Source organism: Polaromonas sp. CG_23.6 (genome assembly GCF_029892315.1).
Lineage (GTDB): Bacteria > Pseudomonadota > Gammaproteobacteria > Burkholderiales > Burkholderiaceae_C > Polaromonas.
Genome location: NZ_JARXUY010000003.1, coordinates 62,096 through 87,855 on the forward strand (window position 1 = coordinate 62,096; position 25,760 = coordinate 87,855).

30 protein-coding genes and 3 pseudogenes are annotated in these 25,760 nt (G+C 60.9%); 18 read left to right on the forward strand and 15 right to left on the reverse strand.

Annotation, left to right across the window (positions count from 1 at the left end; genetic code table 11):
* Positions 1 to 8: 8 nt before the first annotated feature.
* A complete protein-coding gene (locus H4V98_RS20735) occupies positions 9 to 1,079 on the forward strand; it encodes a hypothetical protein (RefSeq protein WP_280757968.1) in 1,071 nt (356 codons plus the stop codon).
* 175 nt (positions 1,080 to 1,254) lie between these two features.
* Here H4V98_RS20735 and H4V98_RS20740 read toward each other — a convergent pair whose 3' ends face one another.
* The gene (locus H4V98_RS20740; RefSeq protein ID WP_280757969.1) at positions 1,255 to 1,446 is read right to left on the reverse strand and encodes a hypothetical protein; all 192 of its coding nucleotides are present in this window, start codon (positions 1,444 to 1,446) and stop codon (positions 1,255 to 1,257) included.
* A gap of 111 nt (positions 1,447 to 1,557) precedes the next feature.
* On the opposite strand from H4V98_RS20740, the gene H4V98_RS20745 reads away from it, so the two are divergent.
* A complete protein-coding gene (locus tag H4V98_RS20745) occupies positions 1,558 to 3,024 on the forward strand; it encodes an MFS transporter (protein ID WP_280757970.1) in 1,467 nt (488 codons plus the stop codon).
* Between the two features lie 7 nt (positions 3,025 to 3,031).
* Here H4V98_RS20745 and H4V98_RS20750 read toward each other — a convergent pair.
* A pseudogene (locus tag H4V98_RS20750) lies at positions 3,032 to 3,484 on the reverse strand (IS630 family transposase); the annotation flags it as partial.
* A 65-nt stretch (positions 3,485 to 3,549) separates the two neighbouring features.
* On the opposite strand from H4V98_RS20750, the gene H4V98_RS20755 reads away from it, so the two are divergent.
* From H4V98_RS20755 to H4V98_RS20770, 4 genes are read left to right on the forward strand one after another with little or no spacing between them, the layout of a single operon-like run.
* On the forward strand, positions 3,550 to 4,107 hold the full coding sequence (locus tag H4V98_RS20755) for a transposase (protein WP_280757971.1): 558 nt from the start codon (positions 3,550 to 3,552) through the stop codon (positions 4,105 to 4,107).
* A complete protein-coding gene (locus tag H4V98_RS20760; RefSeq protein WP_280757972.1) occupies positions 4,064 to 5,137 on the forward strand; it encodes an IS3 family transposase in 1,074 nt (357 codons plus the stop codon). Before H4V98_RS20755 ends, H4V98_RS20760 begins: the two co-directional genes overlap by 44 nt.
* Positions 5,138 to 5,160: 23 nt before the next feature.
* Positions 5,161 to 5,301 (forward strand): hypothetical protein, encoded by a 141-nt coding sequence (locus H4V98_RS20765; RefSeq protein ID WP_280757973.1) that lies wholly within the window; start codon positions 5,161 to 5,163, stop codon positions 5,299 to 5,301.
* Positions 5,298 to 5,687, forward strand: coding sequence for an IS5 family transposase (locus H4V98_RS20770; protein WP_280757974.1), 390 nt, complete (start codon positions 5,298 to 5,300; stop codon positions 5,685 to 5,687). Before H4V98_RS20765 ends, H4V98_RS20770 begins: the two co-directional genes overlap by 4 nt.
* A gap of 303 nt (positions 5,688 to 5,990) precedes the next feature.
* Here H4V98_RS20770 and H4V98_RS20775 read toward each other — a convergent pair whose 3' ends face one another.
* The 5 genes from H4V98_RS20775 to H4V98_RS20795 form a co-directional block, all read right to left on the reverse strand.
* Entirely contained in the window at positions 5,991 to 6,725 is a 735-nt protein-coding gene (locus H4V98_RS20775) for a succinate dehydrogenase iron-sulfur subunit (protein ID WP_196870885.1), read from the reverse strand.
* A gap of 40 nt (positions 6,726 to 6,765) precedes the next feature.
* Entirely contained in the window at positions 6,766 to 7,104 is a 339-nt protein-coding gene (sdhD, locus tag H4V98_RS20780) for a succinate dehydrogenase, hydrophobic membrane anchor protein (RefSeq protein WP_196870886.1), read from the reverse strand.
* Positions 7,101 to 7,478, reverse strand: a complete 378-nt coding sequence (gene sdhC / locus H4V98_RS20785) for a succinate dehydrogenase, cytochrome b556 subunit (RefSeq protein WP_196870887.1) — start codon at positions 7,476 to 7,478, stop codon at positions 7,101 to 7,103. The genes sdhD and sdhC overlap by 4 nt, the downstream gene beginning before the upstream one ends.
* Before the next feature lie 128 nt (positions 7,479 to 7,606).
* Positions 7,607 to 7,933 carry a hypothetical protein gene (locus tag H4V98_RS20790; protein WP_280757975.1) on the reverse strand — a complete coding sequence of 109 codons (327 nt, stop codon included), beginning with the start codon at positions 7,931 to 7,933 and terminating at the stop codon, positions 7,607 to 7,609.
* A gap of 17 nt (positions 7,934 to 7,950) precedes the next feature.
* Positions 7,951 to 9,687: a molybdopterin-dependent oxidoreductase gene (locus tag H4V98_RS20795; protein ID WP_280757976.1), complete on the reverse strand. Its 1,737-nt coding sequence runs from the start codon at positions 9,685 to 9,687 to the stop codon at positions 7,951 to 7,953.
* A gap of 294 nt (positions 9,688 to 9,981) precedes the next feature.
* Between H4V98_RS20795 and H4V98_RS20800 the strand changes: the two genes are divergently transcribed.
* A complete protein-coding gene (locus H4V98_RS20800; RefSeq protein WP_196870889.1) occupies positions 9,982 to 10,605 on the forward strand; it encodes a DUF2231 domain-containing protein in 624 nt (207 codons plus the stop codon).
* A gap of 26 nt (positions 10,606 to 10,631) precedes the next feature.
* On the forward strand, positions 10,632 to 11,003 hold the full coding sequence (locus H4V98_RS20805) for a DUF488 domain-containing protein (RefSeq protein ID WP_196870890.1): 372 nt from the start codon (positions 10,632 to 10,634) through the stop codon (positions 11,001 to 11,003).
* 10 nt (positions 11,004 to 11,013) lie between these two features.
* Here H4V98_RS20805 and H4V98_RS20810 read toward each other — a convergent pair whose 3' ends face one another.
* The gene (locus H4V98_RS20810) at positions 11,014 to 11,466 is read right to left on the reverse strand and encodes a CBS domain-containing protein (protein WP_280757977.1); all 453 of its coding nucleotides are present in this window, start codon (positions 11,464 to 11,466) and stop codon (positions 11,014 to 11,016) included.
* A gap of 168 nt (positions 11,467 to 11,634) precedes the next feature.
* Here H4V98_RS20810 and H4V98_RS20815 point away from each other — a divergent pair, with 168 nt between their 5' ends.
* Positions 11,635 to 12,165, forward strand: coding sequence for a hypothetical protein (locus tag H4V98_RS20815; RefSeq protein ID WP_280757978.1), 531 nt, complete (start codon positions 11,635 to 11,637; stop codon positions 12,163 to 12,165).
* Positions 12,166 to 12,552: 387 nt separating this feature from the next.
* Here H4V98_RS20815 and H4V98_RS20820 read toward each other — a convergent pair whose 3' ends face one another.
* On the reverse strand, positions 12,553 to 13,608 hold the full coding sequence (locus tag H4V98_RS20820; protein ID WP_036803471.1) for a transposase: 1,056 nt from the start codon (positions 13,606 to 13,608) through the stop codon (positions 12,553 to 12,555).
* Between the two features lie 71 nt (positions 13,609 to 13,679).
* Here H4V98_RS20820 and H4V98_RS20825 point away from each other — a divergent pair, with 71 nt between their 5' ends.
* From H4V98_RS20825 to H4V98_RS20835, 3 genes are read left to right on the forward strand one after another with little or no spacing between them, the layout of a single operon-like run.
* The gene (locus H4V98_RS20825) at positions 13,680 to 14,291 is read left to right on the forward strand and encodes a DUF488 domain-containing protein (protein ID WP_196870893.1); all 612 of its coding nucleotides are present in this window, start codon (positions 13,680 to 13,682) and stop codon (positions 14,289 to 14,291) included.
* Between the two features lie 16 nt (positions 14,292 to 14,307).
* Positions 14,308 to 14,523 carry a DUF2945 domain-containing protein gene (locus H4V98_RS20830; protein WP_280757979.1) on the forward strand — a complete coding sequence of 72 codons (216 nt, stop codon included), beginning with the start codon at positions 14,308 to 14,310 and terminating at the stop codon, positions 14,521 to 14,523.
* Complete coding sequence (locus tag H4V98_RS20835) at positions 14,523 to 15,197, forward strand: uracil-DNA glycosylase family protein (protein ID WP_196870895.1); 675 nt, start codon at positions 14,523 to 14,525, stop codon at positions 15,195 to 15,197. The genes H4V98_RS20830 and H4V98_RS20835 overlap by 1 nt, the downstream gene beginning before the upstream one ends.
* A 500-nt stretch (positions 15,198 to 15,697) precedes the next feature.
* Here H4V98_RS20835 and H4V98_RS20840 read toward each other — a convergent pair whose 3' ends face one another.
* The gene (locus H4V98_RS20840; RefSeq protein WP_280757980.1) at positions 15,698 to 16,030 is read right to left on the reverse strand and encodes a helix-turn-helix transcriptional regulator; all 333 of its coding nucleotides are present in this window, start codon (positions 16,028 to 16,030) and stop codon (positions 15,698 to 15,700) included.
* Between the two features lie 220 nt (positions 16,031 to 16,250).
* Here H4V98_RS20840 and H4V98_RS20845 point away from each other — a divergent pair, with 220 nt between their 5' ends.
* The 4 genes and pseudogenes from H4V98_RS20845 (at position 16,251) to H4V98_RS20860 (ending at position 19,783) form a co-directional block, all read left to right on the forward strand.
* Positions 16,251 to 16,583: a hypothetical protein gene (locus H4V98_RS20845; protein ID WP_280757981.1), complete on the forward strand. Its 333-nt coding sequence runs from the start codon at positions 16,251 to 16,253 to the stop codon at positions 16,581 to 16,583.
* Positions 16,584 to 16,776: 193 nt separating this feature from the next.
* Entirely contained in the window at positions 16,777 to 18,333 is a 1,557-nt protein-coding gene (gene istA, locus H4V98_RS20850) for an IS21 family transposase (RefSeq protein ID WP_280757982.1), read from the forward strand.
* 23 nt (positions 18,334 to 18,356) lie between these two features.
* Positions 18,357 to 19,114: pseudogene (istB, locus tag H4V98_RS20855) on the forward strand (IS21-like element helper ATPase IstB).
* A 195-nt stretch (positions 19,115 to 19,309) separates the two neighbouring features.
* The gene (locus H4V98_RS20860) at positions 19,310 to 19,783 is read left to right on the forward strand and encodes a DUF4268 domain-containing protein (protein ID WP_280757983.1); all 474 of its coding nucleotides are present in this window, start codon (positions 19,310 to 19,312) and stop codon (positions 19,781 to 19,783) included.
* Here the strand turns inward: H4V98_RS20860 and H4V98_RS20865 are convergent.
* Positions 19,768 to 20,445, reverse strand: a pseudogene (locus tag H4V98_RS20865) (DDE-type integrase/transposase/recombinase); the annotation flags it as partial. The gene H4V98_RS20860 and the pseudogene H4V98_RS20865 overlap by 16 nt on opposite strands.
* Before the next feature lie 92 nt (positions 20,446 to 20,537).
* Here H4V98_RS20865 and H4V98_RS20870 point away from each other — a divergent pair.
* Both H4V98_RS20870 and H4V98_RS20875 read left to right on the forward strand, forming a co-directional pair.
* Positions 20,538 to 21,875, forward strand: coding sequence for an IS1182 family transposase (locus H4V98_RS20870; RefSeq protein ID WP_280757984.1), 1,338 nt, complete (start codon positions 20,538 to 20,540; stop codon positions 21,873 to 21,875).
* 208 nt (positions 21,876 to 22,083) lie between these two features.
* Positions 22,084 to 23,216, forward strand: a protein-coding gene (locus H4V98_RS20875) for an IS630 family transposase (protein ID WP_280757962.1) whose coding sequence is annotated in 2 segments (ribosomal slippage) — positions 22,084 to 22,516 and positions 22,516 to 23,216 — 1,134 coding nt in all. Because the reading frame shifts where the segments join, the coding sequence is not laid out codon by codon here.
* An 81-nt stretch (positions 23,217 to 23,297) separates the two neighbouring features.
* On the opposite strand, the gene umuD is transcribed toward H4V98_RS20875, so the two are convergent.
* From umuD to H4V98_RS20895, 4 genes are all read right to left on the reverse strand, one after another.
* Positions 23,298 to 23,738, reverse strand: a complete 441-nt coding sequence (gene umuD, locus H4V98_RS20880; protein WP_280757985.1) for a translesion error-prone DNA polymerase V autoproteolytic subunit — start codon at positions 23,736 to 23,738, stop codon at positions 23,298 to 23,300.
* A 156-nt stretch (positions 23,739 to 23,894) separates the two neighbouring features.
* On the reverse strand, positions 23,895 to 24,203 hold the full coding sequence (locus H4V98_RS20885; protein WP_280757986.1) for a hypothetical protein: 309 nt from the start codon (positions 24,201 to 24,203) through the stop codon (positions 23,895 to 23,897).
* Positions 24,200 to 25,021, reverse strand: coding sequence for a plasmid replication initiator TrfA (gene trfA, locus H4V98_RS20890; protein WP_280757987.1), 822 nt, complete (start codon positions 25,019 to 25,021; stop codon positions 24,200 to 24,202). Before trfA ends, H4V98_RS20885 begins: the two co-directional genes overlap by 4 nt.
* Before the next feature lie 426 nt (positions 25,022 to 25,447).
* Entirely contained in the window at positions 25,448 to 25,744 is a 297-nt protein-coding gene (locus H4V98_RS20895) for a hypothetical protein (protein ID WP_280757988.1), read from the reverse strand.
* Positions 25,745 to 25,760 lie beyond the last annotated feature (16 nt).

A 25,760-nucleotide genomic window follows, 5' to 3' on the forward strand; every position in this document is an offset into this window, starting at 1 on the left:
CCGCCGCCATGCCAAAAAGCCAGCCCAACGGGCAACGTGGGGAGTCAATGAGGACGCGGTGGCTGCAGGTGTGCCGCGCGCGCGGCACGCCGGCGCCCGATCCGGCCCGGGTCGTCCCGTTTCTGTCTGGCTTGGACGAGCAAGCGCACGAAGCACTGGCGCAGGCATTGGTGCTTTGCCTCAAGGGCCAGGAAAAGCGTCGGGAACTCGAAGTCCTTGCCTGGGCTGCGGGCTGCACCCGGCCGGCCTTGCTGGCGCAGCTGCAGGCGCAGGGCATCGTGTGCACTGGACATGATCTTTTCAGCGTCGGCCTGGACCTGATGGCCTCGGGCTGGGACATGTCGGCGCGCCTGGCCCAGCTGGCTCAGCATCCGGATGACGTGACGTCGCTTCGGCAAGCCCTTGAACTGCAGGCGTCAGCAAACAGTACGGCGCTTGAGGCCCAGACGCTACCGACAATGGACGACGCGGCAGCGACCCTGGATCCGGATCAAGAAACGGCTCCGGACTGGGATCAAGGAGCCGATACCCCACCCGAGCCGTCAGAACTTTCCGGACCGTTCATTGGAACCCGGCATGCCCGAATGGACGAACCTGCGCCGACCCGCGCGCCCGAGCGGCTGCAGGTCAAGCTCTTTGGCAGCCAGGCGGCGCACACGCTGGAGACAGTACCGCACCGCCGCAGCAGCAGTTTCATGGGCGTGCAGGTGGTCACCATCGAGTCGGCCCGCGCCTTAGGCAAGGATGGCAGTGATGGCAGCGGCGGCTACGACTGGGGCCGAAAACTCACCGTGCAACTCACCCCGGAAGAAATGCCCGGGGCCATGGCCGTGCTGATGAACCTCAGTGCATCAGTGCGGTTCGGCCAGCATGGCGCGGCCAGGGACAAATTTGTCGAGCTGCGCCGCCAGGACGGCGGCATGGTGCTCGTCACAGGCCAGGGCAGCGCGGTGTACGCGGTGCCCGTCAAGACGGGACAGTTGTACTACCTGCTGGGCCTGTTTGCGCAGGCCATGGCCCGGGGCCTGCCGGGCGGCTCCGTGGCCGAGGTGCTGGCGCTGGTCAAGGCCAGCCAGTAAAGCTTTGGCTGAGACTTTGTTGTCGTCAAGCACGATGGGCTCGCACATGTCTTCCCACACAAGACGGGAGTTGTCGTGATCGCTGCGAAACCACCGAAAAGTTGCTTGACAGAACTTTCTGGACCCGGCTCCACCAGGGTTCGAAAAGTTTGATGCCCTGATACCACGCATGTCATCAATTAACCCCTTCTCCAGCAGCAGCTAAAGGGAGGTGGCGCCCAGGATCCTGCACGCGGTTTTTATCAAAGTGTGTGGCGATGGCGAGGGACTGCTTGAGCCGCGCAAAGAAGTTAGCGTTGGCGCCAGCAGTTGTTTCACAAACCAGATTGGCGATGTGCGCGACCAGATTTTTTTGCAGCGGCGCCAAGTGGTGATGCTTGAGTTCCTGCTGGATCGGGCTAAGCTGTCACCCGCTTTGTGGGCGGTGTTTGCGCAAAGCTTCAGCGCAATGGGTGCAGGTGGTGTTCAATGACGCGACATGACTCAAACGATGCACCCCGCCTGCGACAAAGCCATCGCCCAAGGCGCGCCACAGCAGGCCGCTGGCGTTACTCGAACACCTCACGCCAACTGGGTGCTGGCAACCTGCATCCTGGCATCCAGTCTGGCGTTCATCGACGGCTCGGTGGTCAACGTGGGCCTGCCTGCCATCGGGCAAAGCCTGTCGGCCGGCGGGGCCGGTTTGTCGTGGGTGGTCAATGGCTACACCTTGCCCTTGAGTGCGCTGCTGTTGATTGGCGGTGCCCTGGGCGACGTGTACGGGCGCAGGCGCTTGTTGATGCTGGGCGTGGTCTTGTTTGCATTAGCGTCTGTGCTGTGCGCCGCCGCGCCCAGCCTGGGCTGGCTGGTGGCCGGCCGGGTGCTGCAAGGCCTGGGCGCGGCCCTGCTCATGCCCAACAGCCTGGCGATTTTGGGGGCCAGCTTTTCCGGGGTGGCACGGGGTCGCGCCGTGGGCACCTGGGCGGCGGTGGGCGCTGCGGCGGGCGCCGTGGGGCCGCTTCTGGGTGGCTGGTTGATTGATACGATGGGCTGGCGGGCAATTTTTTTCATCAACCTGCCAAGTGCCGCTGCAGCCTTGGCGCTGGCTGCCCGCTATGTGCCAAACGAACTCGCCGCCAGCCACCCGCCGCTGGACTGGCGCGGTGCAACACTGGCCGCTGCGGGCCTGACGGCAATGACTTGGGGCCTGACAGTCGCCTCGTCCTCCTCACCAGAATCTTCTTCGGGCGGCTCTCAAGCCATGGCTGTAGCCGCGCTCGGGGCGGGAGCGGTCCTGCTGGCGCTGTTTGTGTGGGCTGAGAACCAGCGTGGCAATGCGGCCATGATGCCGCTCGCCTTGTTCAGCTCAGCGCCTTTTATTGGCTTGAGTTTGCTCACCTTACTGCTGTATGGCGCACTGGGCGGCTTGCTGGTGCTGGTGCCGTATGTGCTTATCCAGGCCAGCGGCTATTCGGCCACGCAAGCCGGGGCCGCTTTGCTTCCGCTTCCGCTGGTCATTGCGCTGACCTCGTCGCGGATGGGCCAACTGGCTACCCGCAGGGGGCCGCGCCTGCTGCTTTCAGTGGGGCCGATGATCGTCGCGGTGGGCTGCGTGCTGGCCACGCGCATTGGCGGGCCGGGCAGCTATTGGCTGACCACCTTGCCTGCGATGGCCTTGATTGCCATCGGCATGGCCTGCGCCGTGGCACCGCTGACCACGGCGGTGCTGGCATCGGTATCGGCCCAGCACACGGGCGTGGCATCGGGCCTGAACAGCGCGCTGGCCAGGCTGGGCGGTTTGATTGCAACCGCCGCGATGAGCGCTGTACTGGCCGCACAGGGGGCAGAGTTGCTGGCCTTGTACAAGATGGCTGCTTGGGTCGCGGCAGGGGCGGCTGTGGCGGCGGGCTTGAGTGCATGGATGTTGCTGAAAGATGCAACTGGCGCTGTCAAGCCTTCTAACTAGTGTCGCGTCATGATGTAGTTGTCGGGTAAAGCCTTTTGCGCTTGGTGCGGGCATCCTTGGTCGTGAACTGCCAGTTGACTTTGGCCTGAAGGTTGTCGCGGCGGCTCTGCCAGGCGGCGACCTCGCTTCGCACCATCTCGATGCTGTCGATGCGCCGATCCAGGCACTGGCTCACCATGACGTTGATTTCGATCTCGGCCATGTTCAGCCAGCTGCCATGCTTGGGCGTGTAAACGAATTCAAAGCGGTCCCACAGCGCCTTGGCCTCCTCGGGGGCAAACGCCTCATACAACGAGCCCGGCGTGTGCGTGTTCAAGTTGTCCATCACCAGCGTGATGCGCTCGGCGTCGGGGTAGTTCGCAGCGATGTCCTGCACGAACACGGCCCAGTCTGCTTTGGTACGGCGCTCGGTGACCTGGGTCAGGCGCCGTCCGGCCAGCGGCTCACTGGCCATGAACACCCCGGGTGTCAGAATAGTTGTCGCCTCCGATTTTCCGCGGATTATCCGCACCGGAGCAACATTTCATGCCCAGAAAACCTCACTCACACCACTCTCCCGAATTCAAAGAGCAGGCCCTGCTCAAAGCACGGCATCGCGGCGCGCATTCACTTTTAAGCCTTGCCAGCGAGTTGAACATGTCGCCCGGCACCCTCAAGAGATGGGTACTGGACTCAGGCAAGGCGGCCGGACAGGCACGCGGGGAGCCAAGCCTTGCACTGGACGGCCTGGCTATGGCTTGGTCGCCATTGCAACGGCTGACGGCCTTGCAGGAAAGCTATGGGCTGAGCGATGCAGCGCTGGGGGCGTGGTGCCGCGAGCGCGGCGTGTTCGAGCACCAGCTGACGCAGTGGCGCGAAAACTTCTGCACCCCGATCACGCCCGCCTCGCGCGAGGCCAGCGGGGCCTTTCGCGAGCTGCAGCGCCAGCACGATCAGTTGCAGCGCGAGCTGCGGCGCAATGAGAAAGCGCTCGCCGAGGTGGCAGCGTTGCTGGTGTTGCAAAAAAACTTGCCAAGGCGCTGCTGGAGGGCGCGGACAAATGACGTCCGTCCAGCAGCGCCAAAAGTTGCTTGGCCTGATTGACAAGGCTTGCGCCGACGGGGCGCGCTTGAAGCGGGCTTGCCGTCAGATCGGCCTGTCGTGCCGCAGCGTGCAGCGCTGGCAGCGCATCAGTGCGCCTGAAGGGGACCAGCGCGAATCAGGCAAGCGGCGCTACGTGTGCCCGCCCAACAAGCTGTGCGAGGACGAACGCCAGACCGTGATGGCCACGCTCAACAGCGAAGCGTTCAAGGACCTGCCGCCGAGTCAAATCGTGCCTCGCCTGGCTGACACAGGCGTCTATGTGGCCTCCGAGTCCACGATGTACCGACTGCTGCGACAAGAGGGCCAGCTGGCCCATCGGCGCTCGGAACGTGCCGCGCAAAAGCGCAGCCGGCCGCGCGCTTTGGCCGCGACCGGACCCGATCAGGTGTTCTGCCGGGATATCACGTATCTGCCCACCCAGGTGCGCGGCCAGCACTTTTACCTGTACCTGTTCGAGGACCTATTCAGCCGCAAGATCGTGGGCTGGCAGGTGTTCGATCACGAAAGTGCTGCTCTGGCGGGTCAGTTGCTGAGCGACATTTGCCTGCGCCATGGCATTGCGCCGGGTCAGCTGACGGTGCATTCGGACAATGGCGCGCCCATGAAGGGCGAAACCATGCTGGCCACCATGCAGCGTTTGGGTGTGGCCCACACGCGCAGCCGACCGTCCGTGAGCAATGACAACCCTTACGTGGAATCGGCCTTCAGAACGCTGAAGTATCGCCCCCAGCTGCCTGTCAAGCCGTTTGAGAACTTGCTGGCCGCGCGCCGCTGGGTGACGGACCTGGCGCACTGGTACAACCATGAGCATCGCCACAGCGCCATCGGCTTCGTGACACCGGCGCAGCGCCATGCCGGCCTGGACGGAACTCTGCTTGAGCAGCGTGCCCTTGTCTATGAACGGGCCTGCCAGGAAAACCCTCAGCGCTGGTCAAAGCTGGCTCGCCAATGGGCACATGTTGATGTCGTGCATCTCAACCCGGAAAACACACACATCAAGGAGCCTCAACACACGCAAAAAACAGCCTGACTCACTTCACTTTAGGCGACAACTTGCTTGACAGCCACCGGGATGCAGACAACGAGTACGTCCTGATCGATTCGACCATCGTCAAAGCCCACCAGCACAGCGCGGGGGCTAAAAAAAAGGGTCCAAAGATAGCCAAGCCATCGGGCGCAGCCGTGGCGGCTTGAGCACCAAGATCCATGCCACGGTCGATGCGCTGGGGAACCCGACCGGTTTTCATTTGACGCCCGGGCAGACCCATGATCTGGACGGCGCAGACGTGTTGCTCAAGGACACGGCGGGCGCCACCGTCATCGCTGACAAGGCCTATGACGCACAAGAGCGGGTGGTTGAACCGCTGGAAAAAGCGGGCAAGGCGGTGGTAATTCCGTGTCTGAGCACCCGCGCGCATCAGCGCATCTATGACCGCCATTTGTACAAGGCGCGCCACCTGATCGAGAACTTTTTTGCCCGGCTCAAGCAGTACCGTGCCATAGCCACGCGCTACGACAAAACGGCGCGTAACTTCCTTGGCGCCATTCACTTGGCTGCAGCGGTAGTTTGGCTTAATTGATGACACGCCCTAGGCAAAGCCGAGTTCTACAATCTTTGAGCAGATCATGCGCAGCGTCCATTGGTCATGCCCATCGGGCGCCTTGGAGCACGCAATGGCCGTGATCATCGCTGCCTGTTTCGCATTCAGCTTGGGTTTGAGGCCTGGGCGAGGCCGCTCACAAAGCGCGGCCTCCAAGCCACCTTAGGCCATGCGCGTGCGGGTCTTCAAAACCGTTGGCAACGTCACGTCCAGGGCCAAACAAACCTCCTGATGGGACAAGCCCTTGACCAGTTTGGACAAGATGCGTGCGCGGGTGAATAGTCACCTGATTGGCGGCACGCGGTGGGTTTCCAGCCCGCTGTCCTTTTCCACGCCCAGCATCCTCAGGCGGATCATTTCGATCGCATGCACCGGCTCCAGGCCCTTGGGGCAGACCTCGGCGCAGTTCATGATGGTGCGGCAGCGAAACAGGCGGTAGGGCCCGCTCAGGTTGTCCAGCCGCTCCTCGGTAGAGCGGTCGCGGCTGTCGGCAATGAAGCGGTAGGCCTGGATCAGCCCGGCGGGGCCGACGAACTTCTCCGGATTCCACCAGTACGACGGGCACTGGCTGCTGCAGCAGGCGCACAGGATGCATTCGTAGGCGCCGTTCAGCTTGTCGCGATCGGCCGGCGACTGCAGCCGCTCCTTCTCCGGCGGCGGCTCGGCGTTGATGAGGTACGGCGTTACCGAGTGGTACTGCCGGAAGAAGTTGGTCATGTCGACCACCAGGTCGCGAATGATCGGAAAGCCCGGCAGCGGGTGCAGCACTACCGGCTCCTTGAGACCGGCGACCCGCGTGATGCAGGCCAGGCCGTTGCGGCCGTTGATGTTCATCGCGTCCGAGCCGCAGACGCCCTCGCGGCAGGATTTACGGAGCGTCAGCGTCGGGTCCTGCGCCTTCAGCCGGACCAGCACGTCGAGCAGCATGTGGTCGCTGTGACCGAGTTCGATCTCGTAGTCCTGCTGATAAGGCTTGTCGTCCGTCTCGGGGTTGTAGCGGGAAATGGAAAGTTTCATGAAGCGCTTTCGATCATTGTTTTTGGGTCCGGCGACGCACTCAGCCCTGCGCCCGCCAGAGGATCCAGAGCAGCCACGCGGCCAGGCCGAGAAGTCCCGCGATCAACACGCCCAGCATCACGGGACGCAGCCGGGCCGGCCGCACATAGTCGAACAGCACATCGCGCAGCCCCACCCCCATGTGCCCGAGCAGCGCCGCGAAAAAGACAAACAGCGCGATCGACACGCCCGGATGAGCGATCCAGGCGTGCCATTCGCTGTACGTGCGTAGCGGACGCAGCGACAAGGCGCCCACCACGAACACGATGAAGAGCAACATATAAACGGCACTGACGCGCTGCACCAGCCACGCCGACAAGCCGGAGGTGCGCGCCTTCATAACCACACGCTGGCTGCGACCAGCGCCACGGCCAGGCCGCCGAGGTTCACCCACCAGGCGCTGCGCCGCGCGGTCACAAAGGTCGAGCCGACGCTAACGTCGGTCAGCAGATGGCGGATGCCGGCCAGCATGTGATGGGCCAGCGCCCAGAGCTCGATGAACAGGATCGCCTTGACAGCCGGATGGCCGAACAGCCGGGTCGCGTCGTCGAAACCCTGCTCGCTGCGCAGCGAAAGCTCCAGCAGATAGACGACGACGGGAACACTTGCCGCCAGCAAGACGCCTGTCACCCGGTGAGTGATGGAAGCGAGCGCGCCCACCGGCATCTGGATCTGGACCAGGTTCAGGAAAACAGGACGGGAAGAGCGTTTCACGCGCATACCTTTAATTGAACCCTGACAGCGCCGCCGCATTGCAAAATGTAGCCGCAGCGTTCGGCAGCAGCTCGCGCGTGCAATGTTTCTACGTTAGCATCATTTGCCCTGCGACGAATCCAATTCACCTATTCCGGATGCAGAGGGCCGCCGTAATGGCCCGTCTGCATCGCGCCGCCCTCGTTCTCCCAGCGGGCAGCTGAACGCCGGTCCGATGTGCTGTCCCGCAGGGCGCGCTGCCCCGCCGCAAGGCACGCGGATGCCGACAGCCGCCGGCCAAGGTAACGCAGGGCGTGCCAGCCCGCCAGCAGGCCGCCGGCGCATAAAAGCAGCCTCATGGCCAGACTCGCGCGAACATCCCCATTTCCGGCGCCGAACTCGTGTTGGTTTTTCGGCTTCCTCTTGCAGGTCAGCATGGTCGAATCCTCACAATCGTCTTTTTTAACGTCATCCATAACGATTTCCATTTCATTCAAATCGGCGCGCGGTATCCGTAGAATTCGTGGTCCTCGTTGTAGCCGCCTTGGCCGGCACCCAGGTCGGCATAGTCGCGCACCACCTCGATGGCTGCGATCCACTTGACCATCTTGAAGCCGAGCTCGTTCTCGCAGCGCAGCCGCAGCGGCGCGCCGTGCAGCACACTGACCGGCGCACCATTCATTTCGTAGGCCAGGATCGTCAATTGGTGACGCATGTTGGCCATGCTGTGCGCGTCGTAATAGCGTCCCCCGTCGGCGCCGTCGGCGAACGAGTAAAGCACCACATAGCGGGCCTCGGCCGTCGGCTTGACCAGATCAAGCAGGTGGCGCACCGGCACGCCGCCCCATTTGGCAACGCCCGACCAGCCCTGAATGCAGAAATGCGTGGTGATCTGCTCCTGCTTGGGCATCGCCTTCAAGTCGGCGATTGAAAGCTCGACCGGGTTTTCAACCAGGCCGCCAATTCTCAGCCGGTAATCGGCAAATTCATTCTTGACCAGCTCGTCGAATTCTTCAGATTTCGGCATCGTGCCGTTGGGCCAGAAGTGCGGCGAGATGTCCTTCTCAGTGAGCTGGGCCGTCGGGTCCCACGATCGCGTCGCGCGGCCGAACGGCCAGCTCAGGAACGTGCCGATTCGCTGGACCTGACGCGCATGGCTCAGCGTGAGGGGCGAGGCCAGCCACCAGGTCACTGCCACCAGCAGCATGGCGGGGATGAAAAAAGCAAAACCGCTCCAGGAAGCGTCCTGCACGCCGGCCCACATCATGTTGAGGTTGACGCGCGCGCCCGTGATGAACACCAGCGTCACATGCGCCAGGATGAATAGCAAAAACCACCACAGCGCGATGAAGTGGATCGAACGCGCCTTCTGCCGGTTCAGCACCCGGCCGAACCAGCCCAGGTGGTTCGATATGGCCGGGCTCTGCATGAGGCCGGTCAGGATGGAGGTGGGAGCAGCAATGAAAGTAGTAATGAAATAGCTGAGCTGCTGCAAGCTGTTGTAGCGTGTCCAGCTCTCGTCGTCGGGGAACGTCAGCGAAAGGTACTGGAGCGCCGTCGAGGCCGCGTTGGGAAAGACCTCCCATGTCGTGGGCACCAGCCTCTGCCACTGACTGGTCGTGAACAAGAGGACGTAAAAGGCGGCGCCGTTAATCATCCACAGCAGCGTGAACGAAAAGTGCCACCAGCGGGCCAGCCCAATCGAGTGGCGCAGGCCCGGTATGCCAAGCCACGACGGCAGGCTGACCGAGTCGTCTTTGGAGGTCCAGATGCGGTCGGCCGGCACCGCCTTCTGGAAACGAAACCATTCGGTGCCGGGCGTGCAGTCGCGCCGCCAGTACAGGCGCGGATGGTCGGCCAGAATCTGAACGCCAGAGCGGATGATGAATACCATGAAAAAAAGGTTAAGAAAGTGCAGCAGTCGCAGCCAGCCGGGAAACCCAGTGGTAACGGCCGTTGCCGCCGATGGAATGCCTGGGTAGCGCACCAGGAAGCCCTGCACCGCCGGCATTTCCCGCAGTGCCTGAGACACGGCCACGCCGATTACCAGCAGCACGAACAAGAGCGGTAATGCCCATAAAACGTTCACCCAATGCTGGCCGATCCGAACCCTTGGAACCACGCCCGCTTGTGGCGGGAGCCAGTGGCTCAGCCGTACCCGATCGTCGGCTGCGCTAAGGCGCATCGCCAGTGGATCGTGCGCTTGTGGCATCGGACGAGGACTGATCATGTGCGCTCTCTTATCCTTTGGTCAGGGAGTCAAGCCCGTTGCTCCGGCGAAGACAAAGTCTCCCACAGCGCCCGATGCTGGGCCGTAGGACATAGCCTATGGCTCTTCCCCGAACATCCCCTATAGCAGCGGGTAACGGCGAAGAAGAAGATCAAAGTTGTTTATTTCCTAACCTCTTCGCGCAGGGGGTTGCGGGTGGCAGGCACATGCGAAATCCGCGCAAATACCCCGGCGGCAGAGCGACCCGGCGGCAAACGCCGCGAGACTTTTATCCAACCTTCAGGAGTCGACGCCATGGCTATACGCCTGCAACAGATGCACCCCGCCCTCGTTCACCTGCCGATCACCCTGCTGCCGCTGGCCATCGGCGCCGACCTGCTCGGCTGCCTGACTGACAACCGGTCGCTCCATTCATTCGGCCGCAAAGCCATCGCGGTCGCGGCCGTCGGCGCCGTCGCCTCGGCGGTTACCGGGCTGATCGCCGGTGAGGAGGTCAATGTCGAGGGCGACGCGCGTGACATGCTGATGACGCACCGCAACCTGAACTTCGTCGCCACGGTAATCGCCGGATGCATGGCGGTGCGGCGCTCGCAGAGTGAGAAGCCGGACGCGCTCTACCTCTGCGCCGGTGTCGCGGGCGTCGGCATTCTGGCGTATACGGCGTACCTGGGCGGCAAGCTGGTCTACGAAGCCGGCGCCGGCGTCGAGCCGGCGCACGGCGTCTACCGGTCCGACGCGCCGATGCTGGGTGACGGGCCAGTGGGGCCGTTCTTCAAGACCGCTGCCATCGACCTGTGGCACGGCGTGCAGCACATGGTCGAGGAGGTGCGGCAGGGCAAGATCGTCCCGACACTCATGGCGCTGTGCCGCAAGAAGTCCGCTACTCAGCCAGACGCCAGCACCACAACGCCCGCCTGAGCGAAGCCGGAACGGAACATTAACTAATGAGCGCGACACGCATTCCCGCCCGCCACGTCGTCCTGAAGCGGGCCTACGAGCCCGCCGCCGCCGAGGACGGCAACCGCATCCTGATCGACCGGCTATGGCCGCGCGGCGTCTCGAAGGCTGACTTGGCGGTGACGCAGTGGATGAAGGAGATCGCGCCCAGCACCGAGCTGCGCCAGTGGTTCGGCCACGACCCGGCGCGCTGGGACGAGTTTCGTCGCCGTTACCGGGACGAGTTGCACCGCAACGCCGGGCTGCTCGGCCAATTGCGTTCCTTGGCGCGGGCCGGCCCGGTCACGCTCGTTTATTCCGCCCATGACCAAGCGCACAACGACGCGGTGGTTTTGCGCGACGTGCTGCTGTGGCGCTGACTGCCGGCCTTTACTGGTAGCCGATCCCCATCACGTAGTCGCGCAGCAGCGATTCTTCGTACTGCTCTTGCGTCAACAGCTCGCGCAACGCATCCCGTGCGTTGATGACACCCGACGGGATGGCGTGCTGATCGACCACGGGGACATGGACAAAGCCCCGCGCTTGCATCATCGCCAGGACATCTGCCAAGCCATCGGCGGGATGGCAAAAAGCGACATCGCGCGTCATCACGTTGACGGCCGTCATGGCGCATGCGCTGCCCGCGCAGTGGCCGAGGCAGCGAACGACGTTGGTCTTGGTGATGACACCCGCCATGCGGCCATCGGCTTCGCAGACGACTACCAGGCTGATGTGGGTGTTGGACAGCAGCGTGGCCACGTTCACCAACAGCGCGTCGACGGGAACCGTGACCAGCCGCGAACGGGCGACGGCTTCGATGCTGCTGACAAGCTTGGTGTTCATTTTTTGCTTCCTGAGGCCACGGTTTCAGGGATGCCAGCGACCTTCATGCAGACAGTAGCACGAAGTCGAGCGTCGATCGGCCCCGCCTTCAGTGGGGTCGGCCAAGGGCCAGCTCACAAGGCGATTCACCGCGTCGCAAAATGCAAAATTAATGCCAAGGAACACCCGATGATAAACAACCAGGGCAACCCGCCATCGCACCGATCCGGGTTGCCCGACGACCCCCCCCAGTCGATGCTGGGCGAGGAAGATCCGCAGTCCGCCCTTGATCTGTGTATCCTGGCACACCCGACGTTCGCTGTCGAATCCGGCATGGATGTCGAGACGAAGGAGGACGATGCCGTCATGGCAGCGCGCGCACTGCAGCTTCGCGAGGCGCTTTCACGGTGCGACAACAACGGGGGCGAAGGGCTCGCCTGCCCGCAGGACACCTTCATCGCGGGCGAGGTGCAAACCGAAGTGCATCTCACCAACGCCGAACTGAAGCAACTGCAACTCCGCGTGATCGCGCTGGAGAACCTGGTGACGGCGCTGCTGGCCGAAGCTTCCGACCGGCAACTCGACTTGGCCGGCGCCCTGGCGGCCTACATCACGCCGAAGCAGGGTTTCACGCCGCACCACCTGACGACCCACGCGGCGCGCCAAATGAAGCACCTGATCCGCCGGGCCGGCGTGCTCAAGGCGATGCCGCCTTCCTGAACCTAAAGTCGCTGCGTGGGCGAAGGGCAGCGGTAACGCGTCCGGACCGCTGCATCGTGCCCTATCGTCATGCGTTGTCCACGTCGTGTGAAATTGCATTGAATCGGCCCTGTCGCACGCCGGGCGTGCATCGATACCGCTCATTTTGATAGCATCATCGGTAGCCAGCGCCGTTCCGGCCAAGGCCAGATCGTAGCGCGTCAGCGCGATGCCGGTGCCCTCGGTGGTGCCCTCGCCGACCATCGCGACGACGTGGCTGCCTCGCGCAGCCACGCCACCTCGGCGCGGTAGTGGCTACCCGAGCGCGATGCGGTGATGGACTACAAAAATACGCGAGGACTGCCGACGTCTGGATAAGAACTTGTGAAGGAGCATTACTCACTGACCTTACGCAGCCGCCTGAAATTTCTGAAGCTGGTCAAAAGCGCTGCGGGTGGCATTGATGAGAAGTTTGAACCTTAAAGCGAAGGAGTTGATCTTGCTTTTAACGCTCAAGCATTCGAGCTTGAAGACGGCATAAATCGCCATGAAGACGTGGTTGCTTTGGGTTCTCAACGTCTGCGTTGGGGATTTGGCCATGCCCGCATTGGACTTCAAGGATTTGTGAAACACCTCCACTTGCCACCGTTTTTTGTAGGTCGTGGTGATGGCGTCGTAGTCGCACGTGAGGTCGCTGCAAACCAGGTGCAATGTGCCGGTGCTGCTGTCTTTGTTTTTAAAGACCTGGCGGACCAAACGGACTGCTCTGGCAGACCCCTTGAGCCAGCCTTGCACCGTGCATTGCTCTGAAAATTCCAGCTCGTCTACGCGCACGAAGCGCTTTTTCTTCCAGTCCTCCTGGCTCAACGCCACCAGCCGGTTGTCCTTCAGTGCTGCGATGAAGTGCTTACCCCGGCTCGTAATGAAATCAAAATTCTCCTCGGAGGAAAACCAGCTGTCCATCAGCACGAAACGAAATCGCAAGGCGTTTTGCAGGCAGGCATGGATCATCTCGCGCATCATTTCGTTTTTTGTTTTCTCACTTTTGCGTTTGACTTGGCGGCTCGCAACGTCGCATTGAAGAGGCTTTTGCACCAACTCGAACGCCACCGGAATAGACCTGCCGCCGCAGTGGTACAGCGCGTTGAGCAGGTTGATGCCCTTGACCGTGCGACCACTGCAATGATCGTAATGCCAGCAGATCAAGTCACTCTCGTCCGTCCAGGCTTTTTCCTGGATGGTGTCGTCAAAAATCAGCACGCCTTCAGCCGTTTGCACTTCCCGCACCATCGCCTTGACTTGCCGCCACAAGTCCTTAGACGTGTAGTCCTGCCCGGATAAAAACCTGGTAATCCGGTCGTGGCTGACATCGCCCTGCACCATGGCCGAAAGCCCTGTCGCTGTTGTCGCGCCAAAGCTGCTCAGCAGGTAATCCGTGTACAACTCCAGTTCAGAATTTTTCATGCGCGTAGGCTAACAGGACAGGCGGCTGCGTAAGGTCAGTTACTCATACGCGTTTTCGAAAGTTTTTTTGAATGAATATCCCCGCCGTGTCGCACAAGCCTCTTGTCTGCACGATTGGTCATTCCAACCGGTCGATAGAAGATTTTGTCGATTTGCTTCTGGTCAACGGTATTGCGCATGTGCTGGATGTAAGAACCGTTCCGCGTTCGCACCACAACCCGCAGTTCAATTTAGACACGCTGCCCGCAACACTGGGCAGCATTGAAATTGCCTATTCCCACCTCCCCGGTTTGGGTGGCTTGCGCCATACGCGTGCTGATTCTCCCAACACCGGTTGGCACAACCGCTCGTTTCGCGGCTATGCCGATTACATGCAAACTGCTGAGTTCAATGACAATATTCAACAGGTGGCGGAACTGGCAAACCGTGAGCTTTGCGTGCTGATGTGCGCCGAAGCGGTTCCCTGGCGCTGTCACCGGTCCCTGATTAGCGACGCACTTCTGATACACGGCATTCGCGTCGAAGACATTGTAGGACCCAAGGGACGCAGACCCCGTATTCTTACCGCGTTCGCCCAAGTGGAAGGCCTGCAAATCACCTATCCACCGCCAGCAGGCATAGCCAGACAGTCCGATCTCGTGGACCAGGCTGAAGAGGTGGGTAAATCCGGCACAAGTGCCTGACCTGGAACGGTGCAGCATGGCGCACAAATTCAAAGTCGGCGATCACGTGACCTGGAATTCAGAGGCCGGGCGCGTCAGCGGAAAAATCGTCAAAGTGCATACAAAAAATGCCGTCCGCAAAGGCTACACGCACCACGCCAGCGAGGATGAGCCGCAGTATGAAATCAAGAGCGACAAGAGCGACCACATCGCCATGCACAAGGGGGCCACATTGCAACACGGCGGGGCATAGTGAACGAAACGCACCACGCCACCCTGGACGGCTTGCTGACGGCCGTGCGCAAATGCCGTGCGTGCGAAGGCCAGCTGCCACTCGGCCCGCGACCGGTGCTTCGCGCCAGTAAAACAGCGCGAATTCTCATCGTCGGCCAAGCGCCCGGCCTGCGCGTGCATACCTCGGGAGTCCCGTGGGATGACCCCAGCGGCGAGCGCTTGCGCATGTGGATGGGTCTGGACAAAACCAGCTTTTACGATGAGTCCCAAGTTGCCATCATCCCCATGGGTTATTGCTACCCGGGCCGGGGCAACGGCGGCGACTTGCCACCGCGCCGGGAATGCGCAAAGTTGTGGCTTGATCACTTGCTGGCCAGGCTTCCGCAGATTGAGATGACTTTGCTCATCGGCCTTTATGCACAGCGCCACTTCCTGGGAAACCGGCGTAAGTCTTCATTGACGAACACCGTCAAGGCATGGCGCGAGTTTGCACCGGACTATCTCCCCCTGCCGCACCCGTCGCCGCGCAACACCCCGTGGTTCAAGCGCAATCCATGGTTTGAGCACGAACTCCTGCCCGGTTTGCGCGAACGGATCAAGTTCCTGCAACATCCCGCTGCTGGCACTTCGCCAGATCAGCGCGCCATATTACTGCCGGCAGCAGTTTTCCTCAACAGACAAAAAAATGCATAAATTGGTGTTTTTCAATCTGCCCCAGATTCAGATGCCTGTGGGTGCGCTGACCTCGATTACCCTATAGAGTCACGCGCATCTTACTGGCCTGCGGCCATTCCACTGAGCGCCTGGATTCTTGATCTGTCGTCTGCAACGGGACCGTTGTGGATCGCCACGAACGACCGCTGACTGGCAAGTCAACCAATAAAATTCAACATTCATAAAGCTGCTGCCCGCGAATACCGGCTCTGTCGCATTAAGCAATTATCAAAAAAAATCTTCAATGAAATCAACGTCATTTGATGATAAAAACCGCTTAATGCGACAGAGCCTGGCGGTCGTCAGTGGGCTTGTCAAACGCGACCCAAAATGCCATGCATTCGCCACTGCTGCCCGTTTGTGAGCGAGGAGTTTCGGCATTGCCCCTTGATGGGCCACTCCACCTGGGCGACGACACGGGCGCAGCGGGCAGCCCAGCTGGCCGGTGCTTTTTACGGCCAGGGCAAACGCCCAGCCGGTTACTCGGCAACCGAGCGCAGTTCCGAGGCAAGGCACAGCAACTGGTTTTTCTGCCCTTCACCCAGGGCGGCGTAGTCAATCAGAAAATCGGCCAGCCGCTCATCATCGCAATAGAAATACGCCACAGGCACGTGCAGCGCAAGGGCCAGGCGCGCCGCCGTGTCGAATGGCGGCTCATGAACACCGGTCTCATAGCGGCTGATCCGCGCGCTGCTTGAGCCCTCATCCATGCCGATGATCACGCCCAGCTTGTCCTGGGCAATTCCTGCACGGCTGCGGGCCGCGCGCAGGCGCCTGCCAAAAAGCGTGGTAGAAATGGAGTGCCTGGGCATTCAACGATATTCGTAGAAAGAGCTGTTCTTTTCTCTACGTTATTCGTAGAATAAAGAGATCATCGAATCGCCGGCCAGCCTGATGTGCGTCCAGGATTCGGATGCAACCAGAGCCGTTCACAGTCCGGCTGCGCGCCAGATACACCGCGCAAACGACTGCCGGGAGCCTGCAGTGGCCTGGATGACGGATAAAGCAAAACACAACCAATGGGAGTGATCAATGGCCGAACTGGGTGTACTTCAGCGCGTGGAGCTTGGCGGCGTGTGGCCGCACGAGGCGCATCATTTCGCAGCCTGGCTGGCCCAACCGGGCACCCTGGCAACGCTCAGTGGCGTCTTGGGCCTTGAGCTCGAGCTGACGGGCCAGGAGCTTGCCGTCGGGCCCGTCGGGCCCATCGGGCCTTATGCGGCCGACATCGTGTGCAAGGACACGATGAGCAACGCCTTGGTGCTGATCGAAAATCAGCTTGAGAACACTGACCATCGCCACCTGGGCCACCTATTGACCTATGCGGCGGGCTTGATGAGTATTCCGGACCAACGTGACCGGTGATTCCGGGATCGTGACCGACGTTCCGGTGAACGTGACCGGGAGGATTCCGGCAACGTGACCGCTGATTCCGACGAACGTGACCGATGTTTTTGGTCACGCCTGTCGGCACGGCGGTATACGCTGTCGGCACGGTGTTGCGCATAAACGAAACCGGGCGTGGCGTGTAGCTTCGATGCTTTTTGCAAAGAAACACATGCCCGCCTTAAGGATCAATATGCGCAAACTCAAAGACGCCCTGCGTCTGAAATTCGAGGGTGGACAGTCCCACCAACAAATCGCCGGCGCCCTGGGGCTCTCCAAAGGTGTTGTCACCAAATACGCGGGTCTGGCCGTCGCCGCCGGGCTGGACTGGCCGGCCATTTCAGCCCTGGACGAAGCCGCGCTGGAGCGACGCCTGCTGACGTCCTCTCGCGCCAGCCAGACCTATGCGCAAGCCGACTTCGGACGGCTTCACCAGGAGCTTGGCCGCAAGGGCGTGACGCTCATGCTGCTGTGGGAGGAATACTGCGCCCAGGTTGGCGACGAGCACCATGCGGACTTGCCCCTGAAGCCCTGGCGCTACTCGCAGTTTTGCGAGAACTACCGCCAGTTTGCCAAACGGCTCAAACGCTCGATGCGCCAGGTCCATCGCGCTGGCGAGAAGATGTTCATCGACTATGCCGGCCCCACCATTGCACTCGTGGCCGGTGGCCAGGAGGTGGGACGTGCCAACCTCTTCGTCGCTGCCATGGGCGTGTCGGGCTACTGTTTCTGTCTGGCAACGCCCGCGCAGACGGCACGCGACTGGCTGGGCGCCACCGCGCAGGCGTTGACCTTTTATGGCGGCGTGCCCCAGCTCATCATCCCCGACAACCCGCGCGCCCTGGTGACCAGGGCCGACCGCTACGAGCCGCTGCTCACCGACAGCGTGCAGGACTTTGCCTGTCACTACGGCTGCAGCGTGCTGCCTGCACGCGCTTATCACCCACAGGACAAACCGAAGGTCGAGTTGAGCGTTTTACTGGTCGAGCGCTGGATCCTGGCACGCCTGCGCAAGCATCAGTTCGCCAGCGTGGAGGAGGTCAACGACGCCATCACCCCCCTGCTGCACTGGCTCAACCAGCGTGCCTTTCAAAAGCTGCCGGGCAGCCGCGCCAGCGTGTTCGCGCAGATCGACGCACCGGCCCTGATGGCCCTGCCGCTGCAGCCCTGGGAATGGGCGGTCTTCAAGACGGTGCGCGTGCACATCGACAGCCATGTCGAATTTGAAGGCCACCGCTACAGCGTGCCCAACGCCCTGGTGGGCCTGGCGCTGGAGCTGCGCGTCACCGCCCATGCGGTGGAGGTCTTGCACCGTGGCAACCGGGTGGCCAGCCACACGCGCTGCGTCCACAAAGGCGGTTTCACCACCGTGATTGAACACCTGCCCGAGCGCCACCAGCACCAGGCGCGGTGGACGCCCGAGCGGCTCATCGCCTGGGGCGCGCGTATCGGCGTGGCCTGTGCGGCGACGGTACAAAAGATGCTGCAGCGCCAACCCCATCCCGAGCACGCCTACCGCGCCTGCCTGGGCCTGCTGTCGCTGTCCAAGCGTTATGGCGAGGCCCGGCTGGAGGCGGCCTGCACCATGGCCCTTGCCCTGGGCACCAGCAAGTACACCCACATCCGCGACATCTTGCTCAACCGGCGCGACCTGCTGCAAGCCAGCACCACGCCAGAGTGGACATCTCCCGCACACGCCCATGTGCGTGGCGCGAACTACTACCAATGAAACCCCTTACAGAGAATTCCAAAATGATGATGCACACCACCTTGAATCAACTGCGCAGTCTGCGCCTGGAAACCATGGCCCAGGCGCTGGAGCAGCAGCTCACGCAAAGCGGCATCGGTGCCATGAGCTTTGAAGAACGGCTGGCCTTGCTGGTCGACCGTGAGGTGCATGGCAGACAGGACCGGCGCTGTGCGCGGTTGCTCAAGACCGCCAAACTCAAATACCCGCAAGCGGCCATTGAAGATTTGGACAGCCGCAGCACCCGGGGCATTGAACGCAGCGCGGTGATGAGTCTGGCCCTGGGGGAGTGGGTCAATGCCGGGCACGCCGTGCTGATCACCGGGGCCACCGGCGCGGGCAAGTCCTGGCTGGCGTGCGCACTGGCCCAGCATGCCTGCCGGCGTGGCCACAGTGCGTTGTACCTGCGGGTTCCCCGGCTGGGCGAGGAATTGCGCATTCGGCACGCCAACGGCACGTTTACGCGCTGGCTGGACACGCTCAAAAACACCGACGTGCTGCTGCTCGACGACTGGGGCATGGCCGCCATGGACAGTCAAACCCGGGCCGATCTGCTGGAGATCATTGACGACCGGGCCAGCCAGCGCGCCACTATTCAATCACCAGCCAGTTGCCGATTGAGCACTGGCACGAGTGGATAGGCGACCAAACTGTGGCCGATGCCATGCTCGATCGCCTGATGCAAAACCATCACCGTTTCACGCTGACCGGCGAATCTCTGCGCAAAAAAAGCCTGCCAGCGCAAGGGAGCACCGACCACTAAGCCACCACGCTCAGGGGCCTCCGGCGGCTTGGCAGGGGCCTATTCGTTTAAAAATTTCAATTCCAGAGAAGGACAAAACAGCCGGAAAAGCAAGCCGGCATAAAATCAAAACGCGCAACACCGACCCCCGGTCACGTTCGCCGGAATGCCGGTCACGTTGCCGGAATCAGCGGTCACGTTCACCGGAATACGCACTTGAAGGCGCAGACGGTCATTTGGATTGCCTCGAAGTTCTCGGATGAGCATCGCGCGGCCATGGACTGGCTCAACACCATCACCCAGGACGAGTGGCGGTTCTTCGGCCTTGAAATTGAACTCTGGCGCATTGGCACGTCGCCGCCAGCGCCCAAGTTCAGCATCATCTGCCAGCCCAACAAGTGGAGCCGAGCCGTTCGCGATCAAGCCGCCAAGGCCGAGGCCAGCAGTCCAACCCAGGCATTGCAGCTCAGGTTCTGGAGCGGATTTCGTGACCGTATGCTCGCCAAGGGCCAGCGCGCGCCCAAGCCTTCGGCGCAATCGTGGCAGTCGTTTGGTGTGGGGCGCACCGGGTTTTCACTCCAGGGCGTGGTCCGGCGCGCAGAGCAGCAGCTCACGGTGCGGCTCTACATCAATTGCGGTGGATGTCAAGGTAGTTGTCGCAAAAAGTTTGATGCTCAGGCGATAAGTTGAGTTGGTTGATTCTGGTTTTTTTGTGTTTGCGGATTGAGGTGTACTTCTGTGATTCGGGTCCAATTGCGGGCTGGGCCGGACCAGCGGTTTGGGTTGGCATTGCGCGCTGCGGCATACACTTTGGCGCGGTCATCTAGAAGGGCTTGATCGATTTGCATGTGCCTTTGGGCAGGCGTCACAAAGCCAATAGCGCTGTGCCGATGCTCGTGGTTGTACCAGTGCACCAGCTCTGTCGCCCAGCGCCGCGCCTGTAGCAGGCCGTTAAACGGTTTGACGGGCAGTTCAGGCCGGTACTTCAGTGTCCTGAACAAAGCCTCCGAGTAAGGATTGTCGTTACTGACCGCCGGTCGGCTACGAGAAGCCGCCACGCCCAGGCGCTGCATGGTGGCTAGCATCGTTTCCCCCTTCATCGGCGAGCCGTTGTCGGAGTGAACGGTGAGCTGATGGGGCGCGATGCCCTGGCGCTCGCAGATGGCCTGCAGCAGCCCGCTGGCCAGCTCGGCACTCTCACAGTCGTAGACCTGCCAGCCAACGATCCGGCGGCTGAACAGGTCCACGAACAGGTAAAGGTAGAAGTAGATGCCGCGCACCTCGGTGGGCAAGTAGCTGATGTCCCAGCAATAAATCTGATCGGGCCCGGTGGCCATCAGTGCGCGTGGCTTGCTGCGTTTTTGCGCCACCCGCTCTAGGAGTCTGGGCGGCAGAAGGGATTTTCCTGATGCGGGTTGTTGAAGTTTGAGATCCAATATTGGGCATGAGTGCGAGCTACATCCCCTACCACCCTGAACAGCAACAACTCTTGCCCAGCGCCATCCAAGACTGGTTGCCCCCAAGCCATCTGGCCTACTTCATCAACGACACCGTAGCCAGCCTGGAGCTGAGCGCCTTTCATGCCCGCTACGCAGCAGGTGGCCCACGCAACCAGCCGTTTCACCCGGCCATGATGGTCAAGGTCTTGGTTTATGGGTACGCGACCGGCGTATTCAGCTCACGCAAGATCGCCAGAAAGCTCCACGAAGACGTGGCCTTTCGCGTGCTGGCAGCCGAGAACTTTCCCGCCCACCGCACGATACGGGAGTTCCGTGCCTTGCACCTGAGCGAGTTCACCGAACTGTTTGTCCAGGTCGTGCGCCTGGCGCGCGAGATGGGCTTGGTCAAGCTGGGCACCATTGCCGTGGACGGTACCAAAATCAAGGCCAATGCCAGCCGCCACAAGGCCATGAGTTACGCCCGCATGCAAACGACTGAAGCTGCACTCAAAGCCCAGATTGCAGCCTTGCTGCAAAAAGCGGCCAACACCGACGAAGCCGAGAAGAACGAGCCCGACCTGGACATCCCCGCCGAGCTTGAACGCAGGCAAGCGCGCCTGGCGGCGATTGAGGCGGCCAAGGCACGATTGGAGGAGCGCCAGCGCCAAAGCGACGCGCAGCGTGGGCGCAGCCCGGATGACGAGCGCCAACCCAAGGACAAAAATGGCAAGCCCAAGGGTGGCAAACCGTATCAGCGCGACTTTGGTGTTCCTGCTTCCAAAGCCCAGGACAGCTTTACCGACCCCGACTCACGCATCATGAAGCGCGCCGGTGGCGGCTTTGATTACAGCTACAACGCCCAGACCGCAGTCGATGACGCGGCGCACATCATCGTAGCCGCGGAGGTCGTGAACACCGGCTCGGACGTGCAGCAACTGCCCATGGTGCTGGCGGCCGTCAAAAACCATACCGGTTCAGCAGCGGGCCAGGTATTGGCCGATGCGGGCTACCGCAGTGAGGCGGTGATGGCCGAATTGGCAACAACCCAACCCGATACCGAGTTGGTGATCGCGCTGGGGCGCGAAGGCAAGGTATTGCTCAAGCCCAGGGATGCCATGCGTTACCCGCACACGGTGGCGATGGCCGCCAAATTCGAGACCGCACGAGGCAAGCATGACTACCGCAAACGCAAGTGGATAGCCGAGCCGCCCAACGGCTGGATCAAGAACGTTCTGGGGTTTCGCCAGTTCAGCATGCGGGGTCTGGAAAAGGCGAAAGCCGAGTTCAAGCTCGTTTGCCTGGCGCTCAATCTGCGCAGAATGGGGGCGATGCGGGCGAGTTGAGGAGCAAAGTACAACGATTTTTCCAAAATCACGCACTTGGGCCTGATGGAAATGGTCTTTGCAGACTGTGCCGGCGATGTTGACGGACACGTTCATCATCGGCCAGACCGCATGAGTGGTCTTTTAACCCATTCGTGACCGTTTAAATCCTTCTGGCGCCCAGACTCCTAGTGTCGCGTCACGAGAAGTTTGACGCGGACAATGGGGAATGGAACATTACAAAGTCACCTTGTCAGAGCAGGAAAGAGCCGAGCTGCAGGGCATCGCAGGCAAAGGCACGCACGCAGCATCCAAAGTCATCAATGCCTTGATACTGCTCAACTGCGACCAAGCGGGGGAGCGCACTGAACGCCCCCGCACCTGCGACATCGCAGCCATGCTGTGCGTGAGCGAGCGCAAGGTGGACCGGGTCAAAAAGAAGTTTGTTCTCGAAGGCCTGGAGTTGACGTTGAACCGCCAGCCCGCCAAATGCGAGTACGCGCTGAAGATCGATGGCCGGCTGGAGGCGCAACTGCTGGCCCTGAGTTGCTCGGCGCCCCCTGAAGGCCAGGCCCGCTGGTCGCTGCGCCTGCTGGCCGATCGGCTGGTCGAGCTCGAATTGGTGGACAGCGTGTCCCACGAGACGGTGCGGCGGGCGCTGAAAAAAACGAACTCAAGCCCTGGAGGAAGATCGGCTGGGTGATTGCCCCGCAGGCCAGCGCCGCCTTCGTGGCTGCCATGGAACAGGTGCTGGACATCTACAGCCGCCCCTACGACCCAAAGAACCCGGTGGTGTGCATGGATGAGACGCCGCGCCAGCTGATTCGCGAAACGCGTGAGCCCATTGCAGCGGCGCCCGGCAGGCCCGAGCGCCATGACTATGAATACGAGCGCTGCGGCGTGTGCAACGTCTTCATGGCCAGTGAGCCGCTGGCCGGGCGGCGCCTGACCAAGGTCACCGAGCGCCGAACGAAAGCAGACTGGGCTTTGTTCGTGCAGGACATCGCTGCGAGATACCCCGATGCCGAACGCATCACGCTGGTCATGGACAACCTGAACACGCACACCCCGGGCTCGCTGTACGAGGCGTTTGCCCCCGAGCAGGCCAAGGCGCTGTGGGACCGCTTCGAGTTTGTCTACACGCCCAAGCATGGCAGCTGGCTGAACATGGCCGAGATCGAGATCAACGTCATGGTCAAGCAGTGTCTGGATCGGCGCATCGACAGCATCGAGATGGTGCGAAGCGAGGTCGCCGCCTGGCAGAGCCGCCGCGACAACCTTCAGGCCAAAGTCAACTGGCAGTTCACGACCAAGGATGCCCGCACCAAGCTCAAAAGGCTTTACCCGACAACTACATCATGACGCGACACTAGGTTGCTTCGTGGTGGGCGTGCGGCCGTGCCGCCCTTGTATCCCCTTGTATCGGTACCTTCGCGGCTTTCGCTACGGGCGCATCTTGCGGATCGTGTACGTGACCACGCCGCAGATGGTCAAGGTCTGGCCCTCCTTGAGGAGGATGGGCGGGAACGTCGGGTTGGCCGCGCGCAGCGAGACCGAGCCGCCTTTGCAGCAAAAGTGCTTGACCGTGAACTCGCCATCGACTTCGGCCACCACCACGTCCATGTGCTGGGGCGCGAGCGCCCGGTTGACCACCAGCAGGTCGCCGTCGCAAATGCCTGCCTCCACCATCGAGGTGCCGCGTACATGCCAAAAGAACGTGGCCGCCGGGTGCGTGACCATCAGGTCGTTGAGGTCGCAGCACTTGACCGCGAAGTCGGCTGCCGGCGAGGGAAAGCCCGCCCAGACCGTGCCCTCGACCATGGGAAGCGGCAAAGGACCGCTCGATTCAAAGCGTGTGGCGGTGGGCGGCAAATTACTGTACATATACACAGTAGTGTAACCCTGGCGCTTTCAGGGACATACACGGTGCAATCCCGGATGCCAACGAATCACGACTTGGAGTAGGAAAGGAAATCCGCGCCGGCCCATGCCGGCAAACCCAAGGGGGCCAGGCTGGGTGCTGTGCCACGCGCTATCGGGTCAGCTGCTCAGCTTGAACTCGAAGTAGGCCTCGGCCGATTCGCCCAGCGAGCGAAAGCCGGCCTGCCGGGCCAGGTCCGAGGCCTTTTGCCATCGGGTGGCCTGGGACACCTCTTCCTTGCCCACCTGATCGTTGCCGCTTTCGCTGACGCTGAGCCAGGCGCGGTAGGCGGGTATCACCTCATCGGGTCCGCCCAGGGCTTTTTCCAGGGCGCGGCGGTACTGCTCCTCGGCTTTCGCACGGGTATTGTCTGGAATCTCAGGGAAGTCTTGAAGGGTGATGCGGTAGGTCATGCTGTTCAAAGTCATGCTTCGATCTGATGCTTGCGCACAACCTGCACGGTGTCTGTACGGGGGTCTATTACTGCGCTGATAAAAAAGCTCTTGTCGACGAGCAAGCCCAAGGCTTTCTTCAAGTCGGCTCGGAAGTGCCACAACTCTTTGGCATCAGAGTCGGTCAACCGGTGAAGTGTTTCTACCTTCATCGGAAATGGCATCGAGTGCGTTTGATAGAAGGTATGCAGCCACTTGGCCAGTGGCGGCAAGGACATACGCAATTCCCAATCTAGCCGCGAATAGCTGGAAGGCAAGAACAGAGCTGCAATTTTTGGCTCCAGCAAGACAGTCCAATTTCGCAGGGCTTTGCCAGTGGAATCATCACGCCAAAAAAATGAACGTATGAGTGACCCTGCGTAGCCCTCTCGCAAGCCTTCACGGTCAGTGATACTAATGTCCAATGTCGTTGCAGACAGTCTGGACAGGCATGAAATCAGCCGCTCCTTGCTGGCATTGTTGATGCTCCATGTAAGCGACTTGAGCAAAGAGTGCCCGGTAAATGAAACGTTTGTTCCGAGGTCATGCGGCCTGGCCAAGTGCAGGATTTGTAGCAATACGTCGGCATCATCTTGGCGCAGTTCGAAACCGGTGTAGGTGATACCAATACCCCCTACTGCTGCGATAACCCTTCTTTCATAGCTCTTACGCGCCCCTGCCCGAAGGTTCGTTACGTTGAACAATGCTGAGCGAGCCATTGCATTTGGAATGCCCCGCTGCTTGTTGGGCCACAGCGGTAACTGCAGAGGCAGGACCATCGGTGTTGCACTAGTTTGGAGTTTGCTGGAAGGCATAAAAGTAGTTTCCGCTAGGTGAACCCGCACTGTCTAGTGTTAAAACATAGTGCAAGACCGATGAATAGCAGTCCAAGACCGATGAATACTAGTTCAACGCCGTTGTGCGTACGATTCATCCAAAGCTGGGCTGATAACTAGTCCAAGACCGAGAGCCGGCATAGTGCAACACCGAGCACTCATTTTTCCAACTAGTTTATGACCGATGTGATACATAGTCCAACACCGTGGCAAACATAGTGCAACACCGTGGAATACATTCTGATTAGCTGAATAAAATCAAGCAGTTAAGCCAGTTTTCCACAGCCCTCTAATCTTTCTCTAATCTTCTTTTAATAAGAAAACAGTTCATCGGTCTTGCACTATGTTATGTGGATAACCCAAAACCAAACAGCCGTTTGTCAATGCGATACGGGTTCATTAGCACTAATCTGCACTCTGGGCTGCAAGCCACATATCGATAGCTTCACTAATGCAGTCCTGTGAGCTCTTATTAAGTTTTACGCCATGAATTTTCAGATCCACATATTGATCACGATTTAGCTTGACTGTCATTGCCTTCCAGTAACTCTGTCCGCCTTTCGGTTGCGACTTTTCCGGCATGGGTTTAAGCAAAGGTGCTGGCTCTATCTTGACCAGCTCGGGCTTCGCTGGTGTAGCTGCGGCAGCACTTCCTTTGATAGAAATGAGGCCAGACAAACTGCTTGATGGCTTTTCACTCATCTTTTTACCTATAAAT

Excerpts from the sequence above, each read along its gene's own strand:
- H4V98_RS20735 (WP_280757968.1), top strand. The coding sequence starts at position 9 with ATGCCAAAAAGCCAGCCCAACGGGCAACGTGGGGAGTCAATGAGGACG.
- H4V98_RS20745 (WP_280757970.1), top strand. The coding sequence starts at position 1,558 with ATGACTCAAACGATGCACCCCGCCTGCGACAAAGCCATCGCCCAAGGC.
- H4V98_RS20755 (WP_280757971.1), top strand. The coding sequence starts at position 3,550 with ATGCCCAGAAAACCTCACTCACACCACTCTCCCGAATTCAAAGAGCAG.
- H4V98_RS20760 (WP_280757972.1), top strand. The coding sequence starts at position 4,064 with ATGACGTCCGTCCAGCAGCGCCAAAAGTTGCTTGGCCTGATTGACAAG.
- H4V98_RS20775 (WP_196870885.1), bottom strand. The coding sequence starts at position 6,725 with ATGAAACTTTCCATTTCCCGCTACAACCCCGAGACGGACGACAAGCCT.
- sdhD (WP_196870886.1), bottom strand. The coding sequence starts at position 7,104 with ATGAAGGCGCGCACCTCCGGCTTGTCGGCGTGGCTGGTGCAGCGCGTC.
- H4V98_RS20790 (WP_280757975.1), bottom strand. The coding sequence starts at position 7,933 with ATGGATGACGTTAAAAAAGACGATTGTGAGGATTCGACCATGCTGACC.
- H4V98_RS20795 (WP_280757976.1), bottom strand. The coding sequence starts at position 9,687 with ATGATCAGTCCTCGTCCGATGCCACAAGCGCACGATCCACTGGCGATG.
- H4V98_RS20800 (WP_196870889.1), top strand. The coding sequence starts at position 9,982 with ATGGCTATACGCCTGCAACAGATGCACCCCGCCCTCGTTCACCTGCCG.
- H4V98_RS20805 (WP_196870890.1), top strand. The coding sequence starts at position 10,632 with ATGAGCGCGACACGCATTCCCGCCCGCCACGTCGTCCTGAAGCGGGCC.
- H4V98_RS20810 (WP_280757977.1), bottom strand. The coding sequence starts at position 11,466 with ATGAACACCAAGCTTGTCAGCAGCATCGAAGCCGTCGCCCGTTCGCGG.
- H4V98_RS20815 (WP_280757978.1), top strand. The coding sequence starts at position 11,635 with ATGATAAACAACCAGGGCAACCCGCCATCGCACCGATCCGGGTTGCCC.
- H4V98_RS20820 (WP_036803471.1), bottom strand. The coding sequence starts at position 13,608 with ATGAAAAATTCTGAACTGGAGTTGTACACGGATTACCTGCTGAGCAGC.
- H4V98_RS20825 (WP_196870893.1), top strand. The coding sequence starts at position 13,680 with ATGAATATCCCCGCCGTGTCGCACAAGCCTCTTGTCTGCACGATTGGT.
- H4V98_RS20830 (WP_280757979.1), top strand. The coding sequence starts at position 14,308 with ATGGCGCACAAATTCAAAGTCGGCGATCACGTGACCTGGAATTCAGAG.
- H4V98_RS20840 (WP_280757980.1), bottom strand. The coding sequence starts at position 16,030 with ATGCCCAGGCACTCCATTTCTACCACGCTTTTTGGCAGGCGCCTGCGC.
- H4V98_RS20845 (WP_280757981.1), top strand. The coding sequence starts at position 16,251 with ATGGCCGAACTGGGTGTACTTCAGCGCGTGGAGCTTGGCGGCGTGTGG.
- istA (WP_280757982.1), top strand. The coding sequence starts at position 16,777 with ATGCCCGCCTTAAGGATCAATATGCGCAAACTCAAAGACGCCCTGCGT.
- H4V98_RS20870 (WP_280757984.1), top strand. The coding sequence starts at position 20,538 with ATGAGTGCGAGCTACATCCCCTACCACCCTGAACAGCAACAACTCTTG.
- umuD (WP_280757985.1), bottom strand. The coding sequence starts at position 23,738 with ATGTACAGTAATTTGCCGCCCACCGCCACACGCTTTGAATCGAGCGGT.
- H4V98_RS20885 (WP_280757986.1), bottom strand. The coding sequence starts at position 24,203 with ATGACTTTGAACAGCATGACCTACCGCATCACCCTTCAAGACTTCCCT.
- trfA (WP_280757987.1), bottom strand. The coding sequence starts at position 25,021 with ATGCCTTCCAGCAAACTCCAAACTAGTGCAACACCGATGGTCCTGCCT.
- H4V98_RS20895 (WP_280757988.1), bottom strand. The coding sequence starts at position 25,744 with ATGAGTGAAAAGCCATCAAGCAGTTTGTCTGGCCTCATTTCTATCAAA.